Below are 23060 nucleotides of genomic sequence, written 5' to 3'. Positions count from 1 at the left end.
CTATAGGCTAAATGAATAATTCAGATAACAACGCTCCCGGCTTACGACGCAACATGAAAATATACGCCATCAGTCAGGTTCTGCCGCAGGCACGTTATCAGCGTTGTCCTCAATGCGATACCCTTTTCTCACTGCCGCCGGTCAAATCAACACAAAGTGCCTATTGCCCCTGCTGCAACGCTCGCGTCCACCACGGCCGCGACTGGTCATTAACTCGCCTCGGGGCGATGGCGATTGCCATGCTGGTACTGATGCCCGTCGCCTTTTCCGACCCGCTTTTACGCATTTATCTGCTTGGCACCCGCATTGATGCCAACGTGTTCCAGGGGATCTGGCAAATGGCCAACCAGGGCGATGTGCTGACCGCTGCCGTCGTTTTGTTCTGCGTAATAGGCGCTCCGGCAACGCTGGTGGCGGCGATTGCTTATCTCTGCTTTGGCAATATCCTCGGCATGAATCTGCGTCCGGTGCTGCTGATGCTGGATAAGCTCAAAGAGTGGGTGATGCTCGATATCTATCTGGTGGGCATCGGCGTCGCGTGCATTAAAGTCAAAGAATATGCGTTTATCCAGCCGGGGCCGGGGCTTGTCGCTTTTATCGCGCTGGTGATCCTCAGCCTGTTGACCATGATCCACCTGAATATTGAGCAGCTCTGGGAACGCTTCTATCCCCAGCGCGCTCCCCGCGCCTTCAACGCCCAGCTGCGCGTCTGCCTCGGCTGCCATTTTACCGGCATCCCGGACGCCCGCGGCCGCTGTCCGCGCTGCCATATTCCAATGCGTCACCGCCGCAAGCAGAGCTTACAAAAATCCTGGGCGGCGCTGATAGCCTCTCTGGTCTTCTTGCTTCCTGCCAACCTGCTGCCTATTTCGATTATCTACGTCAACGGGGCGCGCCAGGAAGACACGATTATGTCGGGCATACTGTCATTAGCTCACAGCAATATCGGCGTGGCTGCGGTGGTATTTATCGCCAGTATCCTTGTGCCGTTTACTAAAGTTATCGTATTGATTACGCTTCTTATCAGTATTCACTTTAAATGCCAGCAGGGGTTAAGAACCCGCATGCTGCTGCTACGCTTTGTCACCTGGATTGGCCGTTGGTCAATGCTCGATCTGTTTGTTATCGCCTTAATGATGTCGCTGGTTAATCGTGACCAGCTATTAGCTTTTACGATGGGCCCCGCCGCGGTGTTTTTCGGCGCGGCGGTTATATTAACTATTCTTGCCGTTGAATGGCTGGATAGCCGACTACTTTGGGACGCACATGAGTCAGGAAACGCACGCTTCACCGACTGAGGCGCGAATTAAAACAAAACGCCGGATCTCACCCTTCTGGCTGTTACCTATTATTGCGTTACTGATAGCCAGCTGGCTTATCTGGACGACTTACCAGGAACGTGGCAACACCGTTACTATCGACTTTATTTCCGCCGACGGCATCGTCGCTGGCCGAACGCCGGTGCGCTACCAGGGCGTGGAAGTCGGCACGGTGCAAAGCATTAGCCTGAGCGATGACCTGCGTAAAATTGAAGTTAAGGTCAGCATCAAAAGCGACATGAAAGACGCGCTGCGTGAAGATACTCAGTTCTGGTTGGTGACGCCAAAAGCTTCGCTCGCCGGCGTTTCCGGCCTCGATGCGCTGGTCGGCGGGAACTACATCGGCATGATGCCGGGTAAGGGAGAACCGCAGGATCACTTTACCGCGCTCGATACCCAGCCTAAATATCGGCTGGATAACGGCGAGCTGATGATTCATCTCCACGCCCCGGATCTCGGTTCGCTCAATAGCGGCTCGCTGGTTTATTTCCGCAAAATTCCGGTTGGCCGGGTGTATGACTACGCCCTCAATAAGAACAAACAGGGCGTCACCATCGACGTGCTTATCGACCGCCGCTTCACCAATCTGGTGAAAAAAGGCAGCCGCTTCTGGAACGTTTCTGGCGTGAAGGCAAACGTGGGCCTGGACGGAGCTAAAGTGCAGCTTGAAAGCCTGGCGGCGCTGGTCAACGGGGCTATCGCCTTCGACTCGCCGGAGCAATCCGCCCCGGCGAAAGCCGATGACGAGTTCGGCCTGTATGAAGACCTGGCCCACAGCCAGCGCGGGGTGATAATCAAACTCGGCCTGCCGGGCGGCAGCGGCCTCAAAGCGGGTTCCACCCGGCTGATGTACCAGGGCCTGGAAGTCGGCTCGCTGACCAAACTGAACCTCAATCCTGAAGGCACGGTAACCGGCGAGATGACCGTTGACCCGGGCGTGGTTAGCCTGATGCGCAGCGGAACGCGTATCGAGCTACGCAGCCCGAAAATCTCCCTCGATAATCCAAACATCAGCAGCCTGCTTACCGGCAGCACCTTTGAGCTGGTGCCGGGGGAAGGTGAACCGCAGGACCACTTCACGGTATTGCCGAGCGATAAAACGCCGCTCCAGCAGCCGAATGTGTTAACCCTCTCGCTCACAGCGCCGGAGAGCTACGGCATCGACGCCGGGCAGCCGGTTATTCTGCACGGCATTCAGATTGGTCAGGTGCTTGAACGCAGCCTGACGGCAAAAGGCGTCACTTTCTCCGTTGCCATCGACCCGCAGTATCGCCATCTGTTACAGGGCGACAGCAAGTTCGTGGTCAACAGCCGTATCGACGTCAAACTCGGTATGGACGGCGTCGAATTCCTGGGCGCCAGCGCCAGCGAGTGGGTCAACGGCGGTATTCGCGTACTGCCCGGCAGCAAAGGTGAAATGAAAAGCAGCTATCCGCTGTTTGCCAACATTGATAAAGCGGTTGAAAACAGCCTGAGCGATCTCCCGACCACCACGCTGACCCTCACTGCCAGCAGCCTGCCTGATATCCAGACCGGCTCCGTGGTGCTGTATCGTAAGTTCCAGGTTGGGGAAATTATTACCATTCGCCCACGCGCCAATAATTTCGATATCGACGTACACATCAAGCCCGAGTATCGCAGTCTGCTAACGCCGAACACCGTGTTCTGGGCTGAAGGCGGCGCTCGCGTTCAGCTCAACGGCAGCGGATTGACGGTTCAGGCCTCGCCGCTTTCCCGTGCGCTGAAAGGTGCCATCAGCTTTGATAACCTCTCAGGCGCAAGCGTCGGGCAGGTGAAAGGCGAGAAACGCGTGCTTTATGCATCAGAAACCGCCGCGCGGGCGGTAGGTAGCCAGATAACGCTTCACACCTTTGACGCAGGGAAACTCTCCGCCGGCATGCCAATTCGCTACCTGGGGATTAATATCGGCCAGCTTGAGTCCCTGAATCTTACCCAGTCGCGTAGTGAGGTTGAAGCCAAGGCAGTGCTGTACCCGGAATATGTTTCCACCTTTGCCCGGGCAGGTACGCGCTTCTCGGTAGTGACACCGCAAATCTCTGCGGCAGGCGTCGACCATCTGGATACCATTTTCCAGCCTTACATCAACGTAGAGCCGGGCAATGGCGGCCCGCGCCGCGACTTCGAGCTCCAGGAAGCTTCGATTACCGATTCCCGTTATTCAGACGGCCTGAGCATTGTGGTCGAAGTTCCGGAAGCTGGGGCGCTCAGCATCGGCACGCCGGTTCTGTTCCGCGGCATTGAAGTCGGGACGGTAACCGGAATGACGTTGGGCAACCTCTCCGACCGCGTGATGGTTGGCCTGCGCATCAGTAAGCGCTTCCAGCATCTGGTCCGCGACAGCTCGGTATTCTGGCTGGCCTCTGGCTACAGCCTGGACTTTGGCCTGACCGGCGGCGTGGTGAAAACAGGCACCTTCAATCAGTTCATTCGCGGCGGTATCGCCTTTGCAACGCCGCCGGGCACGCCGCTGGCGCCGAAGGCCGAGCCGGGCAAACACTTCCTGCTGCTGGAAAGCGAGCCAAAAGAGTGGCGTCAGTGGGGAACCGCTCTGCCGCGTTAACCCTAAGGCCCCGGTGCTCAACCGGGGCGATTCCGTGCTAAACTGCGCCCCTTATTTTTTCCAGGGGCGTTTTTCATGGCTCAACCTACTGCCGTTTATCTTCCGCAAGCTTTCCTCGACGCTATTCGCGAGGCGCTTCCCGCCGACCAGACGCTGGAAAGCTTTATCGAATACTGCCAGCTACCGCTGCGCCGCAGCCTTCGGGTGAACACGCTGAAGATAACCGTGAGCGACTTTTTAGCACTTGTTGCGCCTTACGGCTGGCGGCTGACGCCGGTTCCGTGGTGCGAAGAGGGCTTCTGGATTGAGCGCGATGATGAAAATACGCTTCCCCTGGGCAGCACCGCCGAACATTTAAGCGGCCTGTTTTACATCCAGGAAGCCAGCTCGATGCTGCCGGTTGCCGCCCTGTTTGCCGACGGTAACCAGCCGGAACGCATAATGGATGTGGCCGCTGCCCCGGGATCCAAAACCACCCAAATAGCCGCCCGATTGGGCAACAGTGGAGCGATCCTCGCCAACGAGTATTCGGCCAGCCGGGTAAAGGTGCTGCACGCCAACATCAGCCGCTGCGGCATCAGCAACGTTGCCCTGACCCATTTTGACGGCCGCGTTTTTGGTGCAGCCCTGCCGGAAGCTTTTGACGCTATTTTGCTGGACGCCCCCTGTTCCGGCGAAGGCGTGGTGCGTAAAGACCCCGATGCGCTTCGCAACTGGTCACCGGAAAGCACGGTGGAGATTGCCAATACGCAGCGTGAGCTGATTGAAAGCGCGTTCCATGCTCTTCGCCCAGGAGGCACGCTGGTTTACTCTACCTGCACGCTAAACCGCGAAGAAAACCAGCAAATCTGCCAGTGGCTACTGGACACTTACCCGCAGGCGGTTGAAATTGCGCCTCTTGGCGAGCTTTTCCCCGAAGCGAAACGCGCTCTTACGCCGGAAGGCTTCCTGCACGTCTTCCCGCAGATCTACGACTGTGAAGGTTTTTTCGTTGCGCGCCTGCGCAAAACCGCATCTATCGAACAGCTTCCCGAGCCGGGTTATAAAGTAGGGAAATTCCCCTTTGCGCCAATGAAAGGCAAAGCGGCAGCCGATGTTACGGCGGCGGCTGAAAAATCGGGCTTAATCTGGGGGGACCAACTTCGCCTGTGGCAGCGGGATAAAGAGATCTGGCTGTTCCCGACTGAAATAGAGCCGCTTATCGGCAAAGTGCGCTTCTCCCGAATTGGCCTGCGCCTGGCTGAACAGCACAATAAAGGCTTCCGCTGGCAGCACGAAGCTGTGATTGCCCTGGTAAAAAGTGACAATCCGCTTTGCTTCGAGCTGAGCGAACCGGAGGCCGAAGAGTGGTATCGTGGGCGGGACATTTACCCTGAAGTGACACCGTCACGCGATGAGGTGATTGTCACTTTTCAGAGGCAACCACTCGGCCTTGCGCGCAAAGTGGGTTCACGCCTGAAAAACAGCTACCCGCGGGATCTGGTGCGCGACGGTAAGTTATTTGCCGCTCCCCGGGCCGAATAAAGAAATAAGCACTTTTTTATTTGGCAATTTGTGCTGCCTTGACTACGCTGAAAATGGGGCGACCTACTGGTCATACCACCTGCCACAGATAACAAGGAGCGCAAGATGACAAAAACCAATGTCCGAATCGGTATATTCGAAATCGACGATGCCGAATTACACGGTGAACAGCAGGGGGATCGAACGTTAAGCATCCCCTGCAAATCCGACCCTGACCTGTGCATGCAGCTGGATGCGTGGGACGATAAAACCTCCATTCCCGCCGTACTGGACGGTGAACATTCCGTTCTTTACCTTCAACATTACGACCAGCAGCGTGATGCCTGGGTCATGCGCCTTGCCTGACTCAAGATGAACCCGTCTCCCGGACGGGTTATTTCCATGACAAACAGCCGAAAAACGTGGTTTTCGACCGTTTGGGGCAAGTCAGAAAACATTATTCATTTTTTTGTCAGACCGAAGTTCAGGATTTTTAAATCAATGAACTTTGTCGGCAGTCTCCCCGTCCTCATGACGGGTTATTTTAAAGGTTTATTCCCCCTATCCTGCCAGCTCCCCTACACTTAAACCAAACGAAGCGGTTCAGAGGCGCTAATGTTTGCTTTGGTTTTATTCGTTTGTTACCTGGATGGCGGCTGCGACGATCTGGTTCTTGAGGTGTTTAATACCGAACGCCAGTGCCTGAGCGCGATGAGCGAGCAGCGCATGCGCCACGGCGGCTGTTATCCGGTTGAAGAGTTTATCGATGGGTTCTGGCGGCCTGCTCAGGAATACGCTGATTTCTGAGTGGATTCAGGCCGCCTGTTAAGGGATTAGCGGTTAAGCGGGCGAACCAGCATTCTTACCTGCTTATTGTGATAGTCCACATAGTGCTGAAAACGGAAGCCAAAACGCTCCGCCAGCCGAATCGAGCGCTGATTGTCGTCATCAATAATGCAGCATACCGGCACATCGAAGCACTCATCCGCCCAGCTCAGCACCGCTTCCAGAGCTTCCACCGCATAACCTTTGCCGTGAGCCGCTGGTATTAACGTCCAGCCCGCCTCAGGGTATTCCAGCGCAGGAGTCAGGTCGCGCTGAGCATTCTGAAAGCCAAACGCCCCGACAAAATGACCGCTTTGCTTCTCAAACAACGCCCAGTAGCCATAGCCCAGAGCCTGCCAGTGGCCGATGTAGCGCAGCAGCCTTCCCCAGCTCATTTCTTTATCCTGTGGTTTGCCGCCGCCGATAAACTTCACCATTTCCGGGTCAGACCAGCAGGCAACCAGGGCCGGGTAATCGTCCAGCGTAAAATGACGCAGGATCAGACGCTCTGTTTCAATTTGTGGTGCTTCGGTAAACATAATAACTCCCGCAAAATTTATTCTTGTAATCGCTGCCGTATGCCCGCTTTGCTGGCGTAGATAATAGCGCACAGCAGCAGGCTAAACAGCGCGGTGCTGAGAAAAACGCCCGCCCCGGTCAGGGTTAACATCACTCCGCCGATTAACGGCCCCAGCGCAATACCAAGCGTGGACAAAGTGGAAGCGCCCAGATAAGCCCCCCGGTGTTCATCCGGCGCAAGCTGATCCAGCAGGATGTTCAGGTTCGGCATCAAAATCGCCTCTCCAATACTGAAAACGATAGTCACGCCCACCCATAACAGAGCATCCGGGGCGCGCACCGACCAAAACAGCAGTTGGGAAAGCGCGAAAATAGCCCCGCCCAGCAGAATACGGTTAGGCAAGCTGACCCGGGCCAGGAAGCGCACCAGGAAAAGCTGAGCTATTAGCACGGTACAGGCGTTAGAAACCAGGATCAGCGTGATGAGCTTCACCGCGGCCTCCGCGTCGAGCGTCAGCAGGTAAAGCGGCACCACGGACTCATAGTGAACAAACACCACGGCGCATAAAATACTGCACATCAGCGCGGCGACAAAAAGTTTATCGCGGGCAATGATAAGCATAATATCCCTCAGCCTTATAGTCGGCGCTGACTGCGTTTTATCACTGATTAACTTTCCCGCTGGAATATAAAGCAAGGTATAAACCAGCAGCGGCAAATAGCTTATTGCGGTAATAACAAAAGTGCCTTTTTGCGACGTAAGCCCAAATGCTATTCCCACCAGCGGGCCGGTTACCGCGGCAACGTTGACCAGGTAATAGCGTATTTGCAGCGCCAGCGCGCGGCGGCGGCGATCGCCTAATAAATCACTCATCAGGGCTCTGATCGGCGGCTCAACCCAGGCGAAGCAGACCCCGACAATCATTAATCCCATGATAAATAGAGTCATACCGCCCGCCAGCCCCAACAGGGCATAACCGACAAAAGATAAAGCGCACCCAAGCGACAATATGCCGCGCCGCCCCAGCTTGTCCGACAGCTGACCGCCGTACATGCCCAGCCCTACTGCCAGCAGCGCGCTGCTGGTCATCGCTATTCCGACCGAAACGGGCGACAGATGGTAATTACGGGTCATTATCACCGTCATAAACGGCCATGCCATAAAATAACTGAAGCGAATAACCAAAGTAAAAAACAGCAGCGCAATCACGGTAGACGGGAAGGTTTTTAGCGTTTGAATAAAACCCGGCGTAGCGTCCTCCCGGACGGCATATTTTGTCGTCATAATGTTTCCTGTTAATTATCGTTATAGTGGAGGCGGGGCCGCTTGCAGATAAATAAGCGGTTAAATAGTAATAAGATATTCCGAAAGGTGCCGCAACGGAAATGTTGCAGGATTGTTTAATTCCCGAGCTTATGATTCAAAGGGTCTGGAAGGCAGCGAAATGTAGTGAAAAATTGTGACGTACTGCTCAAAAAGTGGTGTTTAATTCTGCATCAATAAAAAGTGAAATCGGCAGCCAAAAGCTGCCGATTAAAAGACTAAAGCTTGCCGCTTAAACGCTGATGGAAATCGGCGCTGCGTACATCCAGGCCAATAATCTCGACGTCGGCATTGTAACGCCGGTAGCGGGTTTCAACCGCATCCAGGACGGCAACCGTTGAGGCATCCCAAATCTGAGCATGGGCCAAGTCGATAATCACCCGCTGCGGATCGTCGGCATAGTGAAAATGCTCCACCAAATCATTGCTGCTGGCAAAAAATAGCGGGCCACGGACCCGGTAGGTCACCGCGTTTCCATCATCAGAAAGCTGACGCTCCGCTTTTACCACATGCGCAATGCGGCGAGCGAACAGCATCATAGCGAAAATCACTCCGCCCAGTACGCCCAGGGCCAGGTTGTCCGTATAAACGGTGACAGCGACGGTGGTCAGCATCACCAGCGTTTCAGGGACCGGCATCCTGCGCAGTGTCGCGGGCGAGACGCTGTGCCAGTTCAGCGTTTTCACCGCAACAATCATCATGATTCCGGCCAGCACCACCATAGGAATTTTTGCCATGACGGAGCTTAACGCCGTGACCAGGAGCAGCAGTACCAGCGCCGCAGACAGAGTAGAAAGCCGCGTGCGCCCTCTCCCCAGCTCTACGTTAACAATGGTTTGACCAATCATCGCGCAGCCCGCAATCCCCCCATAAAAACCAGCAAAGATATTGGACAGGCCAAGCCCCCAGCACTCGCGGCGTTTACTGGAAGGCGTATCGGTCAGCTCATCCACCAGTTTGGCCGTGAGCAGTGACTCCATAAGGCCGACGAAAGCGATGCTCAGCGCGCAAGGCCAGATAATGTGCAGCGTCTCCATATTGAGCGGAACCAGCAGTTCAGTTAACCCCGGCAGCCCTGCCTTCATTGGCCCGCTGTCGCCAACGGTAGGCAGCGTCCAGCCCATTGCAACGCTGGCGGCGGTCACCAGTACAATCGCCACCAGCGGCGAAGGCACGGATTTGAGCACTCTGGGTAGAAGTAAAACCACGGCAAGGGTAATAGCGAATAGTACCCAGACCAGCTGGCTTTGCCCCCAGACGTGCGGCACCTGAGCAAAGAAAATCAGTATCCCCAGAGCGTTTACAAAACCGGTCATCACCGACAGCGGAATATAGCGCATCATGCGCGCCAGGCCGGTCACGCCGAACAGGATCTGAATACCTCCGGCCAGCACAACCGCGGGCAGGATGTAGCCCACGCCATACTGGTGCACCATCGGCCCAATAACCAAAGCTACCGACCCGGCAGCGGCGGTAACCATCGCCGGACGTCCGCCAAGTATCGACATCGCCAGGCACAAGACAATGGAAGCGATTAGGCTGACTTTGGGGTCAACTCCGGCAATCAGCGAGAAAGAGATAACTTCGGGGATTAGCGCCAGGGCAGTGACCACCCCGGCTAAAATTTCGCGCTGGATCAGGCGCGGCGAACGAAGCACGGCGCGAAGACTATTTTCACGCGCATGTTGAGCGGCAAGCTCGGTTTGGTTTGTCATAGTGAAATGCAGGCTTATTTGTTATGAACGCCGCGCCTCTACTGGAACGCGGTCAGCAAGGCGGGGATTGTAGCTTCGTTCCGGGCGTGATGCGAATTTTTGTGACCGGCATCATAAACGACGTCCCGTTTGCATCAGCCCGGTCAATACCTGCGGATTGGCTTATACGCAAGGGCCTGTCGCACAGCCGTACATCATGATCAGCGGGAACACGGGCACGACGAGAGGCATCAAAATGAGATCGCCCGCCGAAACATTATTGTCGGTAATGGACACCGGGATCGGCTGCTCCAGTACGCCACTTTCATCGGCAGAGTAGAGCGAGGAATCTTTTTTGCGGATAAACTCACCTTTTGCTCTGAATGCCACCATTCCAAAACCAACGGGTGCTGGGATCGTCGCACTATACTGCTCGCGCAGGTCTTTCAGTTGCTCATCAGACATCCCGGCGGTGCGGAAGTAGTTTTTGTAAACGGCATCAACACTGTTATCCGTGATAACAAAGGTAGTTTGCACTCGGGTGATGCTGTCTTTATAGGTTTTGTAGAACTGATAATAGGCCGTGTACTGCTGCTGCGCCTTCTCCCCCGAGAACTTGTAAACATAGTCTTTTGACTCGGCTACCAGCACGCCCTGGTAATTTGAAACTTTGTTGATCCTGTCAACAGAGGGCAAATTATGCGAGCACGCGCTGAGCAATATACCCGCGCAGAACACCATCAGAAGCCGAATACTACCGGTCAACAACTTGCTCAATCCCCTCTCCTTAGTTAGCCCCTGATGAAATGCAATCGTCCGCATCATATCCCGATGCCGGAAAGCAAAGCACGAATTTAAAGACGCGGGCCGACGCCAAATTTCGGAGACTTAACATTTGCCGCCCACAGCTTGATGTCCTTCTGAATTAACACCGTGAAATCTGAAGTCAGCCGTTCGACCACATAATTGGCCTGCGCGGCCTCGGCTATAACAAAATGCTCGAGAATTTTATCTTTGAGTGGAAAACAGCGATATTCCGCAGGAACAATTTTGCCGTCAATTTCCAGTTTTGCGCTGCGCCCGGCTTCGTCACAATTACCGCTTCGCGTATACGAAACAACCATATTTGCCGATTCAAACCCGGCGTTACCGATACTGACCAGCACCGGCTCGTGCTCGGCGGTCTGCGTCATGCCATACAGCACGCCATTCTTTTTATGCCAGGTATTATATTCTCTTTGCTGCTCTGCGCCGTGGGCGCCTGAAAGCGAAGCCGCCAAAAGCCCCACGGTAAACATTATTATTTTCATTACTCATCCTTACGCTCTCCTCCCTGAGACAGACAAACTAAAAAAACCACCAAGTCCGATATGATAAAACTTAGCGATGAAAAAAGTTGAATAAAAGCCCTACTCTTTTAGGTAGGTTCCCCCTCATACGACAGAATCTCTTGCGCAACAAATAATTAACAAAATCAGAAAAAAACGCTGGACGAAAAGCCCGCAAGTTATGGTATGGTTTTAGCGCACAGGTGGGGTCAGGAAGGTGATGGGAAATCTTTCTCGCGCAGGCAGCCTCGCCGCTTTCCGGGCAAAAAAAAGACCGAACACGATTCCTGTAATCGCTCCCTGCAATTAAAACCCTTCTAAATCAGCAATATAAAATCATTATCAATTGTTTTTCGCTCAAAAGCACAGCTCAAAACACATCAAAACAATCAAACACATATCACTTTTTTCGAGTTTATTCGAAAAAAAATCGAGTCCAGCCTTATTGAAAAATTATAACTTTTTACATGATAAAACTCACAACCCAATGTTGTTACTTTCATTGACACGTAGCCCCAAAGGGGCTATCATTCTTTTCATGAGGTAGCGGAAAGGCCGCAGCCCAGACCCGAAAGGAAGAACGAGATGACAAACGATATGACCGCAGCTGAACTGGAAAAAATCCATGCAGAAATCGCAAAGCTGATGGCTGAGACAGCAAAGATAAACAGGGAAACAATGTGGTATCCCGTCGCTGTCGCAACGGGTTTAATCGGCGCGGTAGCTACAGTTACCACAATCATCATCAAATTTATTTAACAGAAAGCCCCTCCGGGGGCTTTTTAGCAGGCTCATTATGCGACTAATCGAAAACTACACGCCGCCAACTCCTCAGGAACTTGAAGCGCTGAAAGCTGATCTGGGCTATACCGGAAATCAAATGGCAGATCTCGCTGGCGTAGCCAGCAACAGCCAATGGCGGAAATACACTGGTGGAGAATCCCCACGCGCGATGTCACCGCACATCCTGTTTTTTGTAGCAGCTCAGTTGGTGCTTGATAAAAAGGATCTTGACGGCATTCTTGATAAAATGCGTGATATTGGCGCTGACATTAGTGCTTGATAGCGATTATCATTTAGGGAACAAGTAAAATGTTTAAATATTTAGTGGCATTATTTTTCGCTACCTTTGGCGATAATGATGATTTAATGATGTTCTGGCGCAAAGAAATAGTAAGGCGCGATAGAATTCAACTGCATAGATTATTAAGAGAGAAAAACAATAATAGATGCCGAAATTTTCTATTTTGGTGGAGGCTTGCTAATGAAATGCATATTAATGGTGGACGCATTCAAAAAAAAGCAGCTGAAAAAATAAATTTAATGCTTTTGGAAAAATTCGGGTGTGAAATAAGTCTTGGTGCAACAATAGGGAAAGGTTTAAAAATACCACATCACAATGGCATTGTGATACATCACTCGGTCGTTATTGGTGAAAACTTTGTTATTCGCCAAAATACTACAATAGGAAAAAAAGACTCTGATGATGAATCAGCTAAATTAATCATTGGAAATAATGTTGATATCGGCGCAAATACTTGCATAGTTGGATTAAGCCATAAAATAGGAAACAATGTAATAATAGGTGCCATGTCATTTGTAAACAGTGACATACCGGATAATTGCACCTATATCACAAAAAAAGACATCAGGTTAATACAGCGCTTATAGCAATAGTGATAATCACGCTTGAGCGAGATTATCACTATCTGACCAGGAATCATTTAGGCTTTTCCGGCCAGTTGATTTCTGGTGCAGCACTCACATCAACTCGATTTAGCATAACGCGGTAAGTTTTCCAGACCTTCAGTTGCTGCAACTCTTCATCAGTTGCTATATCTGCGTCTACAGCGTCCTGAAGCGGGGAAATTGCAGCCGTAGCTTCAGCAAGCAACCTAACCTTATCCCCCTCTGCAATGGCGGTTAAAACTAAAGGGTCTGGGGAAGCAGCTTCAATCCATTCTGGCTTACCATCCTTTCCGGCGTTCCTTTGCTTTCCATGTGGCGGGGTATTTGCTGCAAACTCTATATAAATAGAATCATCTACACTTACAGCATCACTTGGCCAGCTCCCAGCTGATTCATACACATCCTGCAACTCGGCTGGATAAAATGCATTGTTAGTAGGTGAATATACATATTTATTCATGTTATCAATATCCTATTGCTTCCCAAAAAACAGGTATTGGCTGTGAAGCGTTAAATGTAGCTGAGCTATTATTAAAACTAAGTACAACAGATGTAACTGTCCCAACAACACCAGAAGTGTAAGGCGTTGATTGAATATTGAAACAGTTGTTCGGGAATGGAATAGGGAAATTAATTGTCTGGAGATTGTTCGCATTATTAGTAAACCCCCATTGAGTGATTAATCCGGTTGACCAGTCCCGGTGCCAGCCGCTTTGCGCCAGCCCCACCGTGCTTCTTTGGGCAAAGTTAGCCAGAACCCACTGAGAAGGTGCGTAGCCAGAAAGGTCTTGCTGTGGCGGCGGGTTGTTCGGCGAATAACAACGAACGCCTGGAGTATCATAAACGCCTCTCCCTGCCTGGATTATTCCATCGTTGTAAATATTTCTCTGAGTGAAGATATCTCCTACAGCAGTAACCCCACCACTAGATGAAAAAGTGCCGGTATTGGGATTGAACATCCAGGTGCTGTCACGAAACGTGCCATTCCCCAAATCACTGAGTATATGAATACATGCACTCGGAAAATCAGCGTTACCGGAAGTCAGTACACCGTAGCTAATTGATGCCCTGTAGCCTTTGTCTTTCGTTTGCACGACGGCTTTATCAATGGGTAAAAACATATTCCCATCAGCAGTAAACCCGGCAGAGTAGAAGAGTGCGCGAGGGTCATTGATTTGATTTTGAAATGCCCCGCCTCCCGGCCATACTCCTGATTTAGTGCTGTAGTGCTCTGCGTTATCCAGATAGCCAACATTACCGCCAGCCGTTGGCACCGCGCCAATTTCCTGCGGCGTTGGCGGGTTATCTTTATCGTACGGCATCACCCATGCAGACCAGACCCCCACATACCATGACCGCACATAACAACGGGACGTGTTATAAATTCGGTAAATCTGCGTAACGCCAGCGTGTTTATAAATCTCCAGTGAACCGGCGTTCGGCTCAGGGTAATTCTTTCCTGTAATGGCGTTGGCGTTCGCGGGCTGGTAATACAACCCCGCCGTTGTGTAGTTGTTAAGGTCGGCAGACTCACCGAGATAAATCGCCTGGCCGTCGAAAATATCCTGGGAGGTAACATCAATATCCTGACTGAGTGCGTGGCCGTTAACTTTTCTCTGAATGGGCACAAAACTAGAATATATCCCACCTGGGTTAAGTATTGTGAAATATCCCTTCCCCCCTTCCATAATACATAACAGACCTACGTCCTTCAGAATATCATTGACAGCCAGTTCTGTTTTATTCCCTTTGTACAACGGGAAGCTACCGAGGACTTTGCCACCCATTGTTAACTGGAGGGTGCTGGCCCCTGTATTGTTCTGTGTCGGATAAACGACAATTGGTGTGCGCAGCGTCCAGTCGGTCGCACCGTTCACAAAATAGGTGGCTGGCAGATCCAGAGTCAACGCGTTTGCAGTGCCACCAGCTACGCCTGAAATGTATTGCCCGCTCTGTAGCTGCTCTATCTGCACAAAGCCATTTTCTGACCCTCGAGTGGCAAAGTTAGCGATCACGTCATTCAAAGACCAACCCTTTGCAGTAGTCCCCTCCTGAGCCCTGACAACCGTCAGAATATCGTTACTCACTGAGGTCAGGTGGCAAATTTCGAAAACTGTTTCTTTCGCATCCGTCAGGGTGATTTTGGCGTACGTCTGCATGGGGTTGGATGCGTTGGCGTAATCGCTGCTGAGCAGCCCGGAAAATTTTGCCCCGGTTCCAGGCATCACCTGAATAGTTGTCTGCCCGGCGGTAATGTCTGCAGCCAGAGATGAGATAACGTTATTACCGAATCCAGTAATCATTTTTGTACCACCGTTACTGTAAATGTGTAAATAAAGGGCAGTTTCACCAGTTTTTGGGTGATCGCATCCTTGAGGAAAAAGCCAACACCGTCGCCGTAATCTGGAATGGTGATAGAAAAAACGCCCTTCTCGGGCGTCACACTAATATCGAAGGTATCCTGTATTGGCGGATCTATTCCGCTCGCCCCGTGTATGAACCTCGCCAGACGACGTTTAAGCCAGTCAGTACAAAAATGCGAACCGTCACCTTTGTAAAAATTCCAGGTCAGGATCCGCTTAAAATAATCGTCTGGAACATAGGACGCGGAGCCTGGAACATAGTTTTTCAGTCCCGCGTAGGTGATGGCGTTATACTCAATCGTGTTATACACCCCACGCGCAATCGCATCCTCTGAGATCTGAAGTAGCGGACGTTCTTCCCCGTAAATACCCAGCGCAATCCAGTCCAGCAACTCGCCGGTGATGCTCGATGACGTCCAGCACGGGAGATTTAGCGCATTCAGATAATCGAGGTTGGCCTGAGCCAGGGCATTAAAGGCATCAAAGAAAGCGGTAATGTTGGGGTCATCGTTGTACTGGGTGTAAGGGTAAGCGGGAATAATCTTTTCAGTTGGAGCCTGCATATTGCTTAACCTGAATTTGAGATGCTGAGGTGGAGAAATAGGCGTACGTATCCCCATAAACAAGGCTTGAGCCTGCATCAGGCGGCTTGATGACACCGTTAATGCCGACCTGAACATCGATCATCGATACCAGGGAAGGCGCAACCAGACCAGACACCGATTTCAGGAAGATATCCTGAATCTCGAAAATATTGATGGGCTGCCCCACCGCGATGGCGTTGATATAGTCAGCGATGTTTTGCTGTACCGCTTTTGCAATGCCGTCCGGGTCGATATAGGTCGTCGAGGCCGTATTCCAGGTGATCAGGATTGTCGCGTTCTGCGAGGACGGAACCACAAACGGCACCTGGTACACGTCCGGGTAAACCGTGAGCGCGATGGTTTTCTTTTCCACCGGAGCGCCAGACGGATTCGATACGTCATTGGTCAGAATAGAGATATCAGGCACGGCCTTATAGATGGCGTAAGCCACTTCGTAGGGATCACCACCGCCGACAACCGCAACCCAGCGGCCTAACGTCGCCTGTCGGTACGAGAGCAGGTTTTCCTGCACCCCATAAACCAGCTTCAGCTCGGTGCGATAGCAGTCTGGTGTGCCCTGCACACCGTACATCCCCGCCTGCAGGACCTGCGAACGATATGATGCGTAGTTTTGCTCTGCCGTGCCGGGAAGCCCCGCCGTGAGGTTGGTACAGGTCACCTCATAGCCACTGGGCACAGAGGTTTTAATCTGGTTAACGGAGCCCGCAGGCACAGCCCATGTCCCTTCGGTTGTCGCCAGGCAGTACACCGGTGCTGTCTGGCCGCTATCAGGGATCACCGTGTCACGCTGCACCGTATAAGTGTAATTTCCATCTCCGACGGTAAATCCCTTCGGGATCGGAAACCCAGGCGGCCCCATAAAGACAACGTAAACGGAGGTATTGGTACCCTCTCCACGCGGAACGCCGTAAATTGCCCCCAGCTGCGCCAGCAGGTGAATATTGGCGCTGTACGGGCTGCAGGAGTTAATCAAATCAACGCGAGCCTGGTCGCAGACCACCAGCGCGCCGACGCTGGTCCCCACCATGTCATCAATCAAGGAGCCGGGTAAATCGGTGGTTATCCCCGGCGATAATGCGGTGGCCGTGGTGATGACCTGCTGCCGTAGCGCATCAGTCGTCTGCGGCACCGGGCCAGAAATGGTGTAGCTAACGGGTAAATCGCTCATACATATACCTGCGTGACAATTTTAGAGCCTGAGTTGGTAATCGCAGAAATGCTGTACACCGGGGGATCGGTTTCCGTCAGCGCGATCTGCAGAGAGGAAAAATACGGACTGAACTGCTGCTGTAAGCGATTAACGTAAAAGGTTGGCAGTATCTGCTGAATGACTGATCCGTTAGCCGGTATACCGTGATTAGCGAAGAATGGAGACTCCTGCGGCGCCAGCTTTAAATTCTGCACCAGCGTCGTGAGATACACCGAATCGTTGAACCCGTTTTCGTCAGTCGTGACCGTTACCCACTTCCCGTCTTTATCTCGTCCGTATGTCCTCATTCGGTAATACTCCCGTTAAATGGTGCCGTTGGACCTCCGGTATCCTGTCCGTTGTTACCGTTGGTGTGCTGATGGCTGTTAAGCCACTGAACCAGTTTTTCCCAACCTTCCTGCATGATTTTCGGACTGGTGCTGGCCGCGCTGTCGGTCAGGGTGCCACTCTGCCCCGTCAGAGACCAGGCGCCAGCGGTGAGCGTTAAAACTGTACTGCCGACCGTCACCTCGAATTTTTGAGGTGTGGCGATAGTGATGCTTTCCGGAGTGAGCAAAAACGTGGTGTTGCTTTTCGCATCCCGGATGGTTACCCCTTCAGGCCCGTACATCGTCAGCACCTGCCCATCAACCGCCTCCCACGCCGTATGGCTGATGGGAAGGAACACCAGTGCGCTGAGATTACCTGGAGGAGTCAGATCGGCGGTACCGCCTCCGAGACCGCTGGCGCCGCCCAGATAGGTATCAGTTGGGATAACTATCCCTCGGTCGCCAGGCTGCATGGGATAGCGAACATATTGAGGCCCGAACAGTGGGAGCGTGACTTGCGGTATGACGTAAGGAATATCGCGCAAAAGAAACGATACGGTGATCATGTTCCCCGAACGCGCTACCACGGAGGCCGGCAGCACTTTACCGGCCATCTGCATCGCGTCGGCAATTTTCCTTTCGGCGAAATTATTCATATTTCCGCCAAAGCTCATTTTTTGATTTACGCTCATGACGCGGCCAGTCCTCCGGTTGGGTGGGCTTCGAGCAGCGTCACCCAGCTATTAGCGTCCGGCTGCCTGCTGTTACCGATTAAACGGACCGACGACACCAGAAAGTCGCCAGTAAATGAAGAATCATCGCGAAACTGAGAATACGAAGACGCCTGGATCATTGGGCGCATTTTCGGCGGCATTCGGATGTAATCCCCCACCTGAATATCGCTGCGCATGACACAAGGAATTGAAGCAGTACCGAACTGCACCCAGGTTGGCTGGCCAACCAGATCAGTAAATACTATTTGTGTCGGGTTTTTTCTTCTGTACGATGCGCTTTTGTTTGAGTCTTTATCCTGATGGTTGTCAAAGTCATTATCGAACACGCGGATCTCTTTACCGTTCACCATGGTAATTTCTACGCCTGAATAATTGCTATCTTTGATAATGCTTTTACTCAGCGTGTTTAACCGCTGTGCGAGCTCTGTCAGATTTCCACAATACATCCCGCTATCATAGTTATTTATTAACCTGTCACTTACACTGATAGAGAAACGATAATCACCGCCAATATTCTGAAAACACTGAGTAAGCGCTACCGACAGTTTTATCCCCTTATTCCATGGAAGTGTTAAATTAATCGGCGCAAGAGGTGCAGGGTTCACACTCGAAACCGCACCCGCCGTAACGATAAGATCCATTCGTAACTCGGTGCCCTGCCAGTTGCCTAATACCTGCCAGATGGTTCCCTCAAGCACCAGACCGCTCTGCCCCGGCTTAGCCAGAGGGAGTCCTTTCGACATACCCACCCACATCTTGATCTTCATGCCAAACATATTCTGTCTGGCCTGCTGCATATCCTGTGGGCTTATCCCCCAGATGGTGATTGTGCTCTGGCCTTTCGGGGTTGATTCACCAAACCGCAGCAGGTCAAACTCAATCATTAAATTGCCCGGATTGAAAACGCCATTTTTCAGGCTGGAATATTGTTTGAATAGCTTTACGGGATTGCCGTTTGCGTCAGGAGGGGAAAAAATCTGGATATCATAATAGCGCATCAGTTTATGACCTCTATTTGCCCCTTTGAGTGTCTCCAGACCATTTTGGAAATACTGAACGCTCCGACGAGCAGGTTAATATCGTACCCAACTGGAGATGCTACGATCGGAGTGGTTAACTGCCGATTGCCTGAGTTATCCGTAATATTGAGATACCATCGCTGACCAGCAATATTCCATTTGATTTGGCAGTTATATACCTCTCCATCGAGAATCGGGTTAAACACCATGCTTTTCTGTTCATTGCCTGAAAACGGAAATAATTCAGTGCTCATATTCCAAATGCCCCGCTTAATTTCCCGATCAAGCCGACGATATCCCCTGCCAAGCCTGATACTGTGCTTCCCAACGATGTATTACCCAGCGCGGAGGCCGTATTAGTCCATGCGCTGTCTGTTGTTTTGTCGCCACCATCAATTTTGCTCAGATAATTATTCGTCGCCTGTTCTGCCGCGGAATTCGTCACAAGAGGCTGCTCAAAATCCCATAGCCATTGCCTCTGAGGTACAGACTCGCTGGCGCTGGTTACATCGCGGACAGTGCGTAAAATGCACCCACTATAAATCAGCCCAGGCGTGGCCACGATGAATGTGCCGCCGAGATTTGCATGTGCCTGCAAGACCATTTGCAATGCGCTCAGGGTGACCAGCTTTGTCATCGCGCCGGTGTTGTCGTTAACCGGCGCATCCATCAGCATTGGAATTCTCAGGGGCTGGGCAAGAAGCGCATTCGCAGCGATCGCCTGATTAGCGAACGGGTAGCGGCCGATATCGTAATCAATCATCGTGCCGCCCTGCGATGCCCTCCAGTGGCAAAAGTATTTGTCCAGGTCCGTAAGCTGAACGCTTCCCCCGAGGAGACCAGAAACAAAACTGGCACTTTGGGTTATTGCCACTATCGGCAACATACCGCCGGGGATGCTTTGGGCTATACCGTCGCAGAGGATCACCGGTGAAATTTCAAAGCCAAGCTTATAAAGCTCCCGGGTGAATGACATTAGCCATATCCTCCTAACTGTGTGCTGCCGACAATTGCGCTGCCGCCAGTATTGTTATAAACCACCAGACCACCGCCTACGCCTCTACGCTTCCCGTCATCAACGAGCTGCTGTAATAGCTGATCAGTTTTATTTGATGATGACTGAGCGGGCTGCATAGCAGGCACACTCTGGCTGGTACCCGGCATATCAGCACCATAAATGTTTCGATACTGCTCGTTCACCCGGCCAGCATATTCTCGATTCTCTTTACTGCCTCTGCGGCTCCCACCGTTGTACCAGCGCAGCATTTCATCAACATCACCACCAGCCTGCTTTTTCGCCCATGCCATGACTCTGGCACCGGCCATGATGTTATCGCGGGGATCGAAAGGGTTTTCTCCTGGCTGGAAATTATCCGGCATGACCTGCATTAACCCCTGAGCCCGTTTACCGGAGCGGGTCACCGGCCCCTCAGCATTCGGATTCCAGGAAGACTCAGCCCCGGCGGTAGCCTTGAGTACCTTCGGGTCAAGGTTGTACTTTTTCGCCGCCTCCTCAAAAATGGGGTCATATTTTTTTGACTTCATTTCATTTGACCACCTGCGCGACTCATTCAGGTCATCAGCCATTTTGTCGGCAATGCCACTGAACCAGCTGCGTTTATCCAGGCCTGACGAACCATACTGAGCTTCAGGATCCTTTCTCAGCATCGAAGACCCCGCTTTCACATCATCCAGCGAGATATTTGTCTTTCCTGCAACCCAGTCAATGACCTTACCGATCAGGCGCCACAGGCGTTCAATGCCGGACATGAACGATTCAACGTCGCTTTTAAACTCTGGCGCCGCGAGGTAATTCCCGAAGCGGCGAATGCCATCGGACAGACCATCAATCCACTTACCCAGCTCAGGTGATTTGAGAACGGTATCGATCGCCCCTGAAAACGCATCCGATAATTTACCCAATGCCGGGGTTAACGGTGCCAGACCACGAATAAACGTGTTTTCAATTCCGATCTTGCTGCGGTCGAGCTGAATATTGAAATCCTGCCATTGCTTAAGCTGCTCATCCGTCAGCTGCAGGCGCTGCGTATCCTTCTGGGCCTGCTTCACCATCGCATCGATTTCCGCATCGCTCATGTTTTTGAAGCGGTTCAGGTCATCGAGGGTAAAGTAGTTCGTCAGCCCGTAGGCTTCAGCCCCCTGCTGCGTACTGCCATTTTTAACGAAAATATCGCGGGCGCTGCGTATCATCTGTGGCAATAGCGTTGCCGGATCCTGATTGGGGTTGTTAATCCCCATCGCCTGGAACTGCCAGCGCTTACTCAGATCGAGCTGAGAATCCCGTATCGCTCCCAGCGTGGCCACGGGATTCCCCAGGGCTTTCTGGTAATTCACCGCCGCAGAGTTAAGCCCACCCGCGGTGGTGCCCAGCCCCATAGCCGTAAATCGCTGTGCTGAAGCATTGCCCGCAAGGCGGTTTATTCCCCACAGACCGCCAGCACCGGCCAGGCCGGAGAAAATGCCCAGCACCGTTCCCCACGAAAGAATGCTGCTGGTTGCGTCTTTTAAATGCCCTGCGAGGGATTTGGCATCCTTACTGGCTTTATTCAGGAAATTGCGCCCGGCGCTGCTCTTTTTGTTCAGTTCAGACTGCGTTTTATTGGCTTTATCCAGATGGCCGTTCAGCCTGTCCAGCCCATCATTCAGGGATGCAATGGCCGCCACGCCCTCAGTAAAGGCCTGGGTGATGGACTCCGTGCCGGTTTTAACCCGCTCGGTTTCTTTTGCTGCGTCACCCAGCCCATGAACCGCCCCGCGCCATTGTTCTGGCAGCTCACTTAACGCTTTCTGGTACTCATTGAACTTATCCAGAAACGACTGAAATTTTTCATCCTGGACGTCAATGTCAATAATGGATTTAGCTGCCATTGAAATACCCTTTCCGTCTTATTTCCTCCAGGATGAAGCGCTGCCGGAAATGGAGTGGGCTTTTGTATTCCCCAATATCCAGTTCACGGCAGAGCAAAGCGAACCCCTCACAGGAGGCCCATGTCAGGAGGGTATGTGTGAGAGTTCCGGCTGGGCTTCCAGGATCGGGATATCGGTATCCGTTTTCGACGTCAGTAAAGAATCGCGGAACGCCGTAACATTCGATGAGACGAGTTGCCCACTGTACATTTCGAGCGCCTTGCCCACTGTCGGGGCGATCAGGTTCGCTTTCTGAATAGCAGAGCTGACCATAAAAAAAACAACCTCGCCTTCGACTTCCCTGTACTCATCCTCGCTGAGAATTTCCTGCTTAAATGCGGTATCCAGCGAGATAGTTTTCCAGTTGCCGCTATCGTTCCAGATAACCGTCGTCAGGCGCTGAATATCATCGACGATGGTCGGCATGCCTGCAGCAATCTGGCCAGCGTCCTGCTGTGCCTTGAGAATATTGCGAAGCATCATTGCGGCCACACGCGGTGCGCCCACAGAACCGACCATCGAGAAGAAGTTATTAAACAGGCCGCCGAGCATCACACAGTTTTGTTCGACGACTTCATACGGAAATGGCACCACGTGCAGGTAGACCAGAGAACCATCTTCGCGGGTGATGGTGCTGACAAAATTCAGTTTTTTATCGATTTTCACGGCAATTAATCCCACATTTTGTCGTTGGTGATGATGTAACCGGAAATGGTGACCACATAGCCCGCATCCATCCCGGAAATCGGCAGTTCGTTAAAGTTCACCAGATAGGCATTCAGGATGGTGTAGTTCCCGAAGGTGCTGGCGTCGGGCGTGACCACAACCTCGCCCAGTGCAGTATCAGACGCGAACTGGCGCTGATAGCTCGCCGCCAGTCCCTGAGTTCGCAGCAAATGAAGGGTGAGTGTCACCTGCTGGTAAGGTGCCTGGCTCCCGACCGTACCCGTCAGCGTGGGGATAATGTCCGTTGCCGGACCGTCCGGGCGCATGCTGATACCATCTTTACCCAGATAGGAGGCGGTCACATTCAGCGCGGGATTGTCCGTTAGAGTGACGGCCCCTCGCACACGATTCAGGAAACCCTGTGGAACTAATGGATTCGGCATTG

Annotated in this window: 25 protein-coding genes; 8 read left to right on the top strand and 17 right to left on the bottom strand. The window is 52.3% G+C overall.

The genetic code is table 11. The features are described from left to right. The first annotated feature begins 53 nt into the window (after positions 1–53). From yebS to FOC35_RS18055, 5 genes are all read left to right on the top strand, one after another. Positions 54–1298 (top strand): membrane integrity lipid transport subunit YebS, encoded by a 1245-nt coding sequence (yebS, locus tag FOC35_RS18075; RefSeq protein ID WP_371810706.1) that lies wholly within the window; start codon positions 54–56, stop codon positions 1296–1298. Then, complete coding sequence (locus tag FOC35_RS18070; RefSeq protein WP_172569710.1) at positions 1267–3900, top strand: PqiB family protein; 2634 nt, start codon at positions 1267–1269, stop codon at positions 3898–3900. Before yebS ends, FOC35_RS18070 begins: the two co-directional genes overlap by 32 nt. 75 nt (positions 3901–3975) lie before the next feature. Then, a complete protein-coding gene (rsmF, locus tag FOC35_RS18065; RefSeq protein WP_172569709.1) occupies positions 3976–5424 on the top strand; it encodes a 16S rRNA (cytosine(1407)-C(5))-methyltransferase RsmF in 1449 nt (482 codons plus the stop codon). A 105-nt stretch (positions 5425–5529) separates the two neighbouring features. Beyond that, positions 5530–5769, top strand: a complete 240-nt coding sequence (locus FOC35_RS18060; protein WP_016536919.1) for a YebV family protein — start codon at positions 5530–5532, stop codon at positions 5767–5769. Positions 5770–6018: 249 nt separating this feature from the next. Beyond that, the gene (locus FOC35_RS18055) at positions 6019–6210 is read left to right on the top strand and encodes a YebW family protein (protein WP_016536921.1); all 192 of its coding nucleotides are present in this window, start codon (positions 6019–6021) and stop codon (positions 6208–6210) included. Positions 6211–6236: 26 nt separating this feature from the next. On the opposite strand, the gene FOC35_RS18050 is transcribed toward FOC35_RS18055, so the two are convergent. The 5 genes from FOC35_RS18050 to FOC35_RS18030 all read right to left on the bottom strand — a co-directional run bounded on the left by FOC35_RS18050 (position 6237) and on the right by FOC35_RS18030 (position 11075). After that, on the bottom strand, positions 6237–6767 hold the full coding sequence (locus FOC35_RS18050) for a GNAT family N-acetyltransferase (RefSeq protein WP_172569708.1): 531 nt from the start codon (positions 6765–6767) through the stop codon (positions 6237–6239). 17 nt (positions 6768–6784) lie between these two features. Then, complete coding sequence (locus FOC35_RS18045) at positions 6785–8032, bottom strand: MFS transporter (RefSeq protein WP_016536923.1); 1248 nt, start codon at positions 8030–8032, stop codon at positions 6785–6787. A 257-nt stretch (positions 8033–8289) separates the two neighbouring features. Continuing rightward, complete coding sequence (locus FOC35_RS18040; RefSeq protein WP_172569707.1) at positions 8290–9786, bottom strand: SulP family inorganic anion transporter; 1497 nt, start codon at positions 9784–9786, stop codon at positions 8290–8292. Positions 9787–9948: 162 nt separating this feature from the next. Continuing rightward, a complete protein-coding gene (locus FOC35_RS18035) occupies positions 9949–10542 on the bottom strand; it encodes a hypothetical protein (RefSeq protein WP_172569706.1) in 594 nt (197 codons plus the stop codon). A 77-nt stretch (positions 10543–10619) separates the two neighbouring features. After that, complete coding sequence (locus tag FOC35_RS18030; RefSeq protein WP_016536925.1) at positions 10620–11075, bottom strand: hypothetical protein; 456 nt, start codon at positions 11073–11075, stop codon at positions 10620–10622. A 603-nt stretch (positions 11076–11678) separates the two neighbouring features. Here FOC35_RS18030 and FOC35_RS18025 point away from each other — a divergent pair. From FOC35_RS18025 to FOC35_RS18015, 3 genes are read left to right on the top strand one after another with little or no spacing between them, the layout of a single operon-like run. Continuing rightward, entirely contained in the window at positions 11679–11852 is a 174-nt protein-coding gene (locus FOC35_RS18025) for a hypothetical protein (protein WP_154640499.1), read from the top strand. Positions 11853–11889: 37 nt separating this feature from the next. Beyond that, a complete protein-coding gene (locus FOC35_RS18020) occupies positions 11890–12156 on the top strand; it encodes an XRE family transcriptional regulator (protein WP_172569705.1) in 267 nt (88 codons plus the stop codon). 29 nt (positions 12157–12185) lie between these two features. Then, positions 12186–12764, top strand: a complete 579-nt coding sequence (locus tag FOC35_RS18015; RefSeq protein WP_172569704.1) for a serine acetyltransferase — start codon at positions 12186–12188, stop codon at positions 12762–12764. Positions 12765–12813: 49 nt separating this feature from the next. Here FOC35_RS18015 and FOC35_RS18010 read toward each other — a convergent pair whose 3' ends face one another. The 12 genes from FOC35_RS18010 to FOC35_RS17960 form a co-directional block, all read right to left on the bottom strand. Continuing rightward, positions 12814–13242 (bottom strand): tail fiber assembly protein, encoded by a 429-nt coding sequence (locus FOC35_RS18010; protein WP_172569703.1) that lies wholly within the window; start codon positions 13240–13242, stop codon positions 12814–12816. Between the two features lie 4 nt (positions 13243–13246). After that, positions 13247–15085, bottom strand: a complete 1839-nt coding sequence (locus FOC35_RS22795) for a pyocin knob domain-containing protein (RefSeq protein WP_254065305.1) — start codon at positions 15083–15085, stop codon at positions 13247–13249. Continuing rightward, positions 15082–15708 (bottom strand): hypothetical protein, encoded by a 627-nt coding sequence (locus FOC35_RS18000; protein ID WP_172569702.1) that lies wholly within the window; start codon positions 15706–15708, stop codon positions 15082–15084. Before FOC35_RS18000 ends, FOC35_RS22795 begins: the two co-directional genes overlap by 4 nt. Continuing rightward, positions 15692–16918 (bottom strand): baseplate J/gp47 family protein, encoded by a 1227-nt coding sequence (locus FOC35_RS17995; protein WP_172569701.1) that lies wholly within the window; start codon positions 16916–16918, stop codon positions 15692–15694. The genes FOC35_RS18000 and FOC35_RS17995 overlap by 17 nt, the downstream gene beginning before the upstream one ends. Further along, positions 16915–17247: a hypothetical protein gene (locus FOC35_RS17990; RefSeq protein ID WP_050186215.1), complete on the bottom strand. Its 333-nt coding sequence runs from the start codon at positions 17245–17247 to the stop codon at positions 16915–16917. Before FOC35_RS17990 ends, FOC35_RS17995 begins: the two co-directional genes overlap by 4 nt. Next, positions 17244–17960: a hypothetical protein gene (locus tag FOC35_RS17985; RefSeq protein WP_172569700.1), complete on the bottom strand. Its 717-nt coding sequence runs from the start codon at positions 17958–17960 to the stop codon at positions 17244–17246. The genes FOC35_RS17990 and FOC35_RS17985 overlap by 4 nt, the downstream gene beginning before the upstream one ends. Beyond that, complete coding sequence (locus tag FOC35_RS17980) at positions 17957–19000, bottom strand: hypothetical protein (RefSeq protein WP_172569699.1); 1044 nt, start codon at positions 18998–19000, stop codon at positions 17957–17959. Before FOC35_RS17980 ends, FOC35_RS17985 begins: the two co-directional genes overlap by 4 nt. Then, a complete protein-coding gene (locus FOC35_RS22790; protein WP_254065304.1) occupies positions 19000–19275 on the bottom strand; it encodes a hypothetical protein in 276 nt (91 codons plus the stop codon). Before FOC35_RS22790 ends, FOC35_RS17980 begins: the two co-directional genes overlap by 1 nt. After that, a complete protein-coding gene (locus tag FOC35_RS17975; protein WP_172569698.1) occupies positions 19272–19997 on the bottom strand; it encodes a hypothetical protein in 726 nt (241 codons plus the stop codon). Before FOC35_RS17975 ends, FOC35_RS22790 begins: the two co-directional genes overlap by 4 nt. Next, on the bottom strand, positions 19997–21910 hold the full coding sequence (locus FOC35_RS17970; RefSeq protein ID WP_172569697.1) for a lytic transglycosylase domain-containing protein: 1914 nt from the start codon (positions 21908–21910) through the stop codon (positions 19997–19999). The genes FOC35_RS17975 and FOC35_RS17970 overlap by 1 nt, the downstream gene beginning before the upstream one ends. Before the next feature lie 123 nt (positions 21911–22033). After that, complete coding sequence (locus FOC35_RS17965; protein ID WP_172570396.1) at positions 22034–22621, bottom strand: hypothetical protein; 588 nt, start codon at positions 22619–22621, stop codon at positions 22034–22036. Continuing rightward, positions 22621–23058: a hypothetical protein gene (locus FOC35_RS17960; RefSeq protein WP_172569696.1), complete on the bottom strand. Its 438-nt coding sequence runs from the start codon at positions 23056–23058 to the stop codon at positions 22621–22623. The genes FOC35_RS17965 and FOC35_RS17960 overlap by 1 nt, the downstream gene beginning before the upstream one ends. Positions 23059–23060: the final 2 nt, after the last annotated feature.

Origin of the sequence: Cedecea sp. FDAARGOS_727 (genome assembly GCF_012273235.1) — a bacterium.
Lineage (GTDB): Bacteria > Pseudomonadota > Gammaproteobacteria > Enterobacterales > Enterobacteriaceae > Cedecea > Cedecea davisae.
The sequence above is the reverse complement of the archived record's forward strand: the minus strand, read 5'-3'. Positions and strand labels throughout refer to the sequence as shown.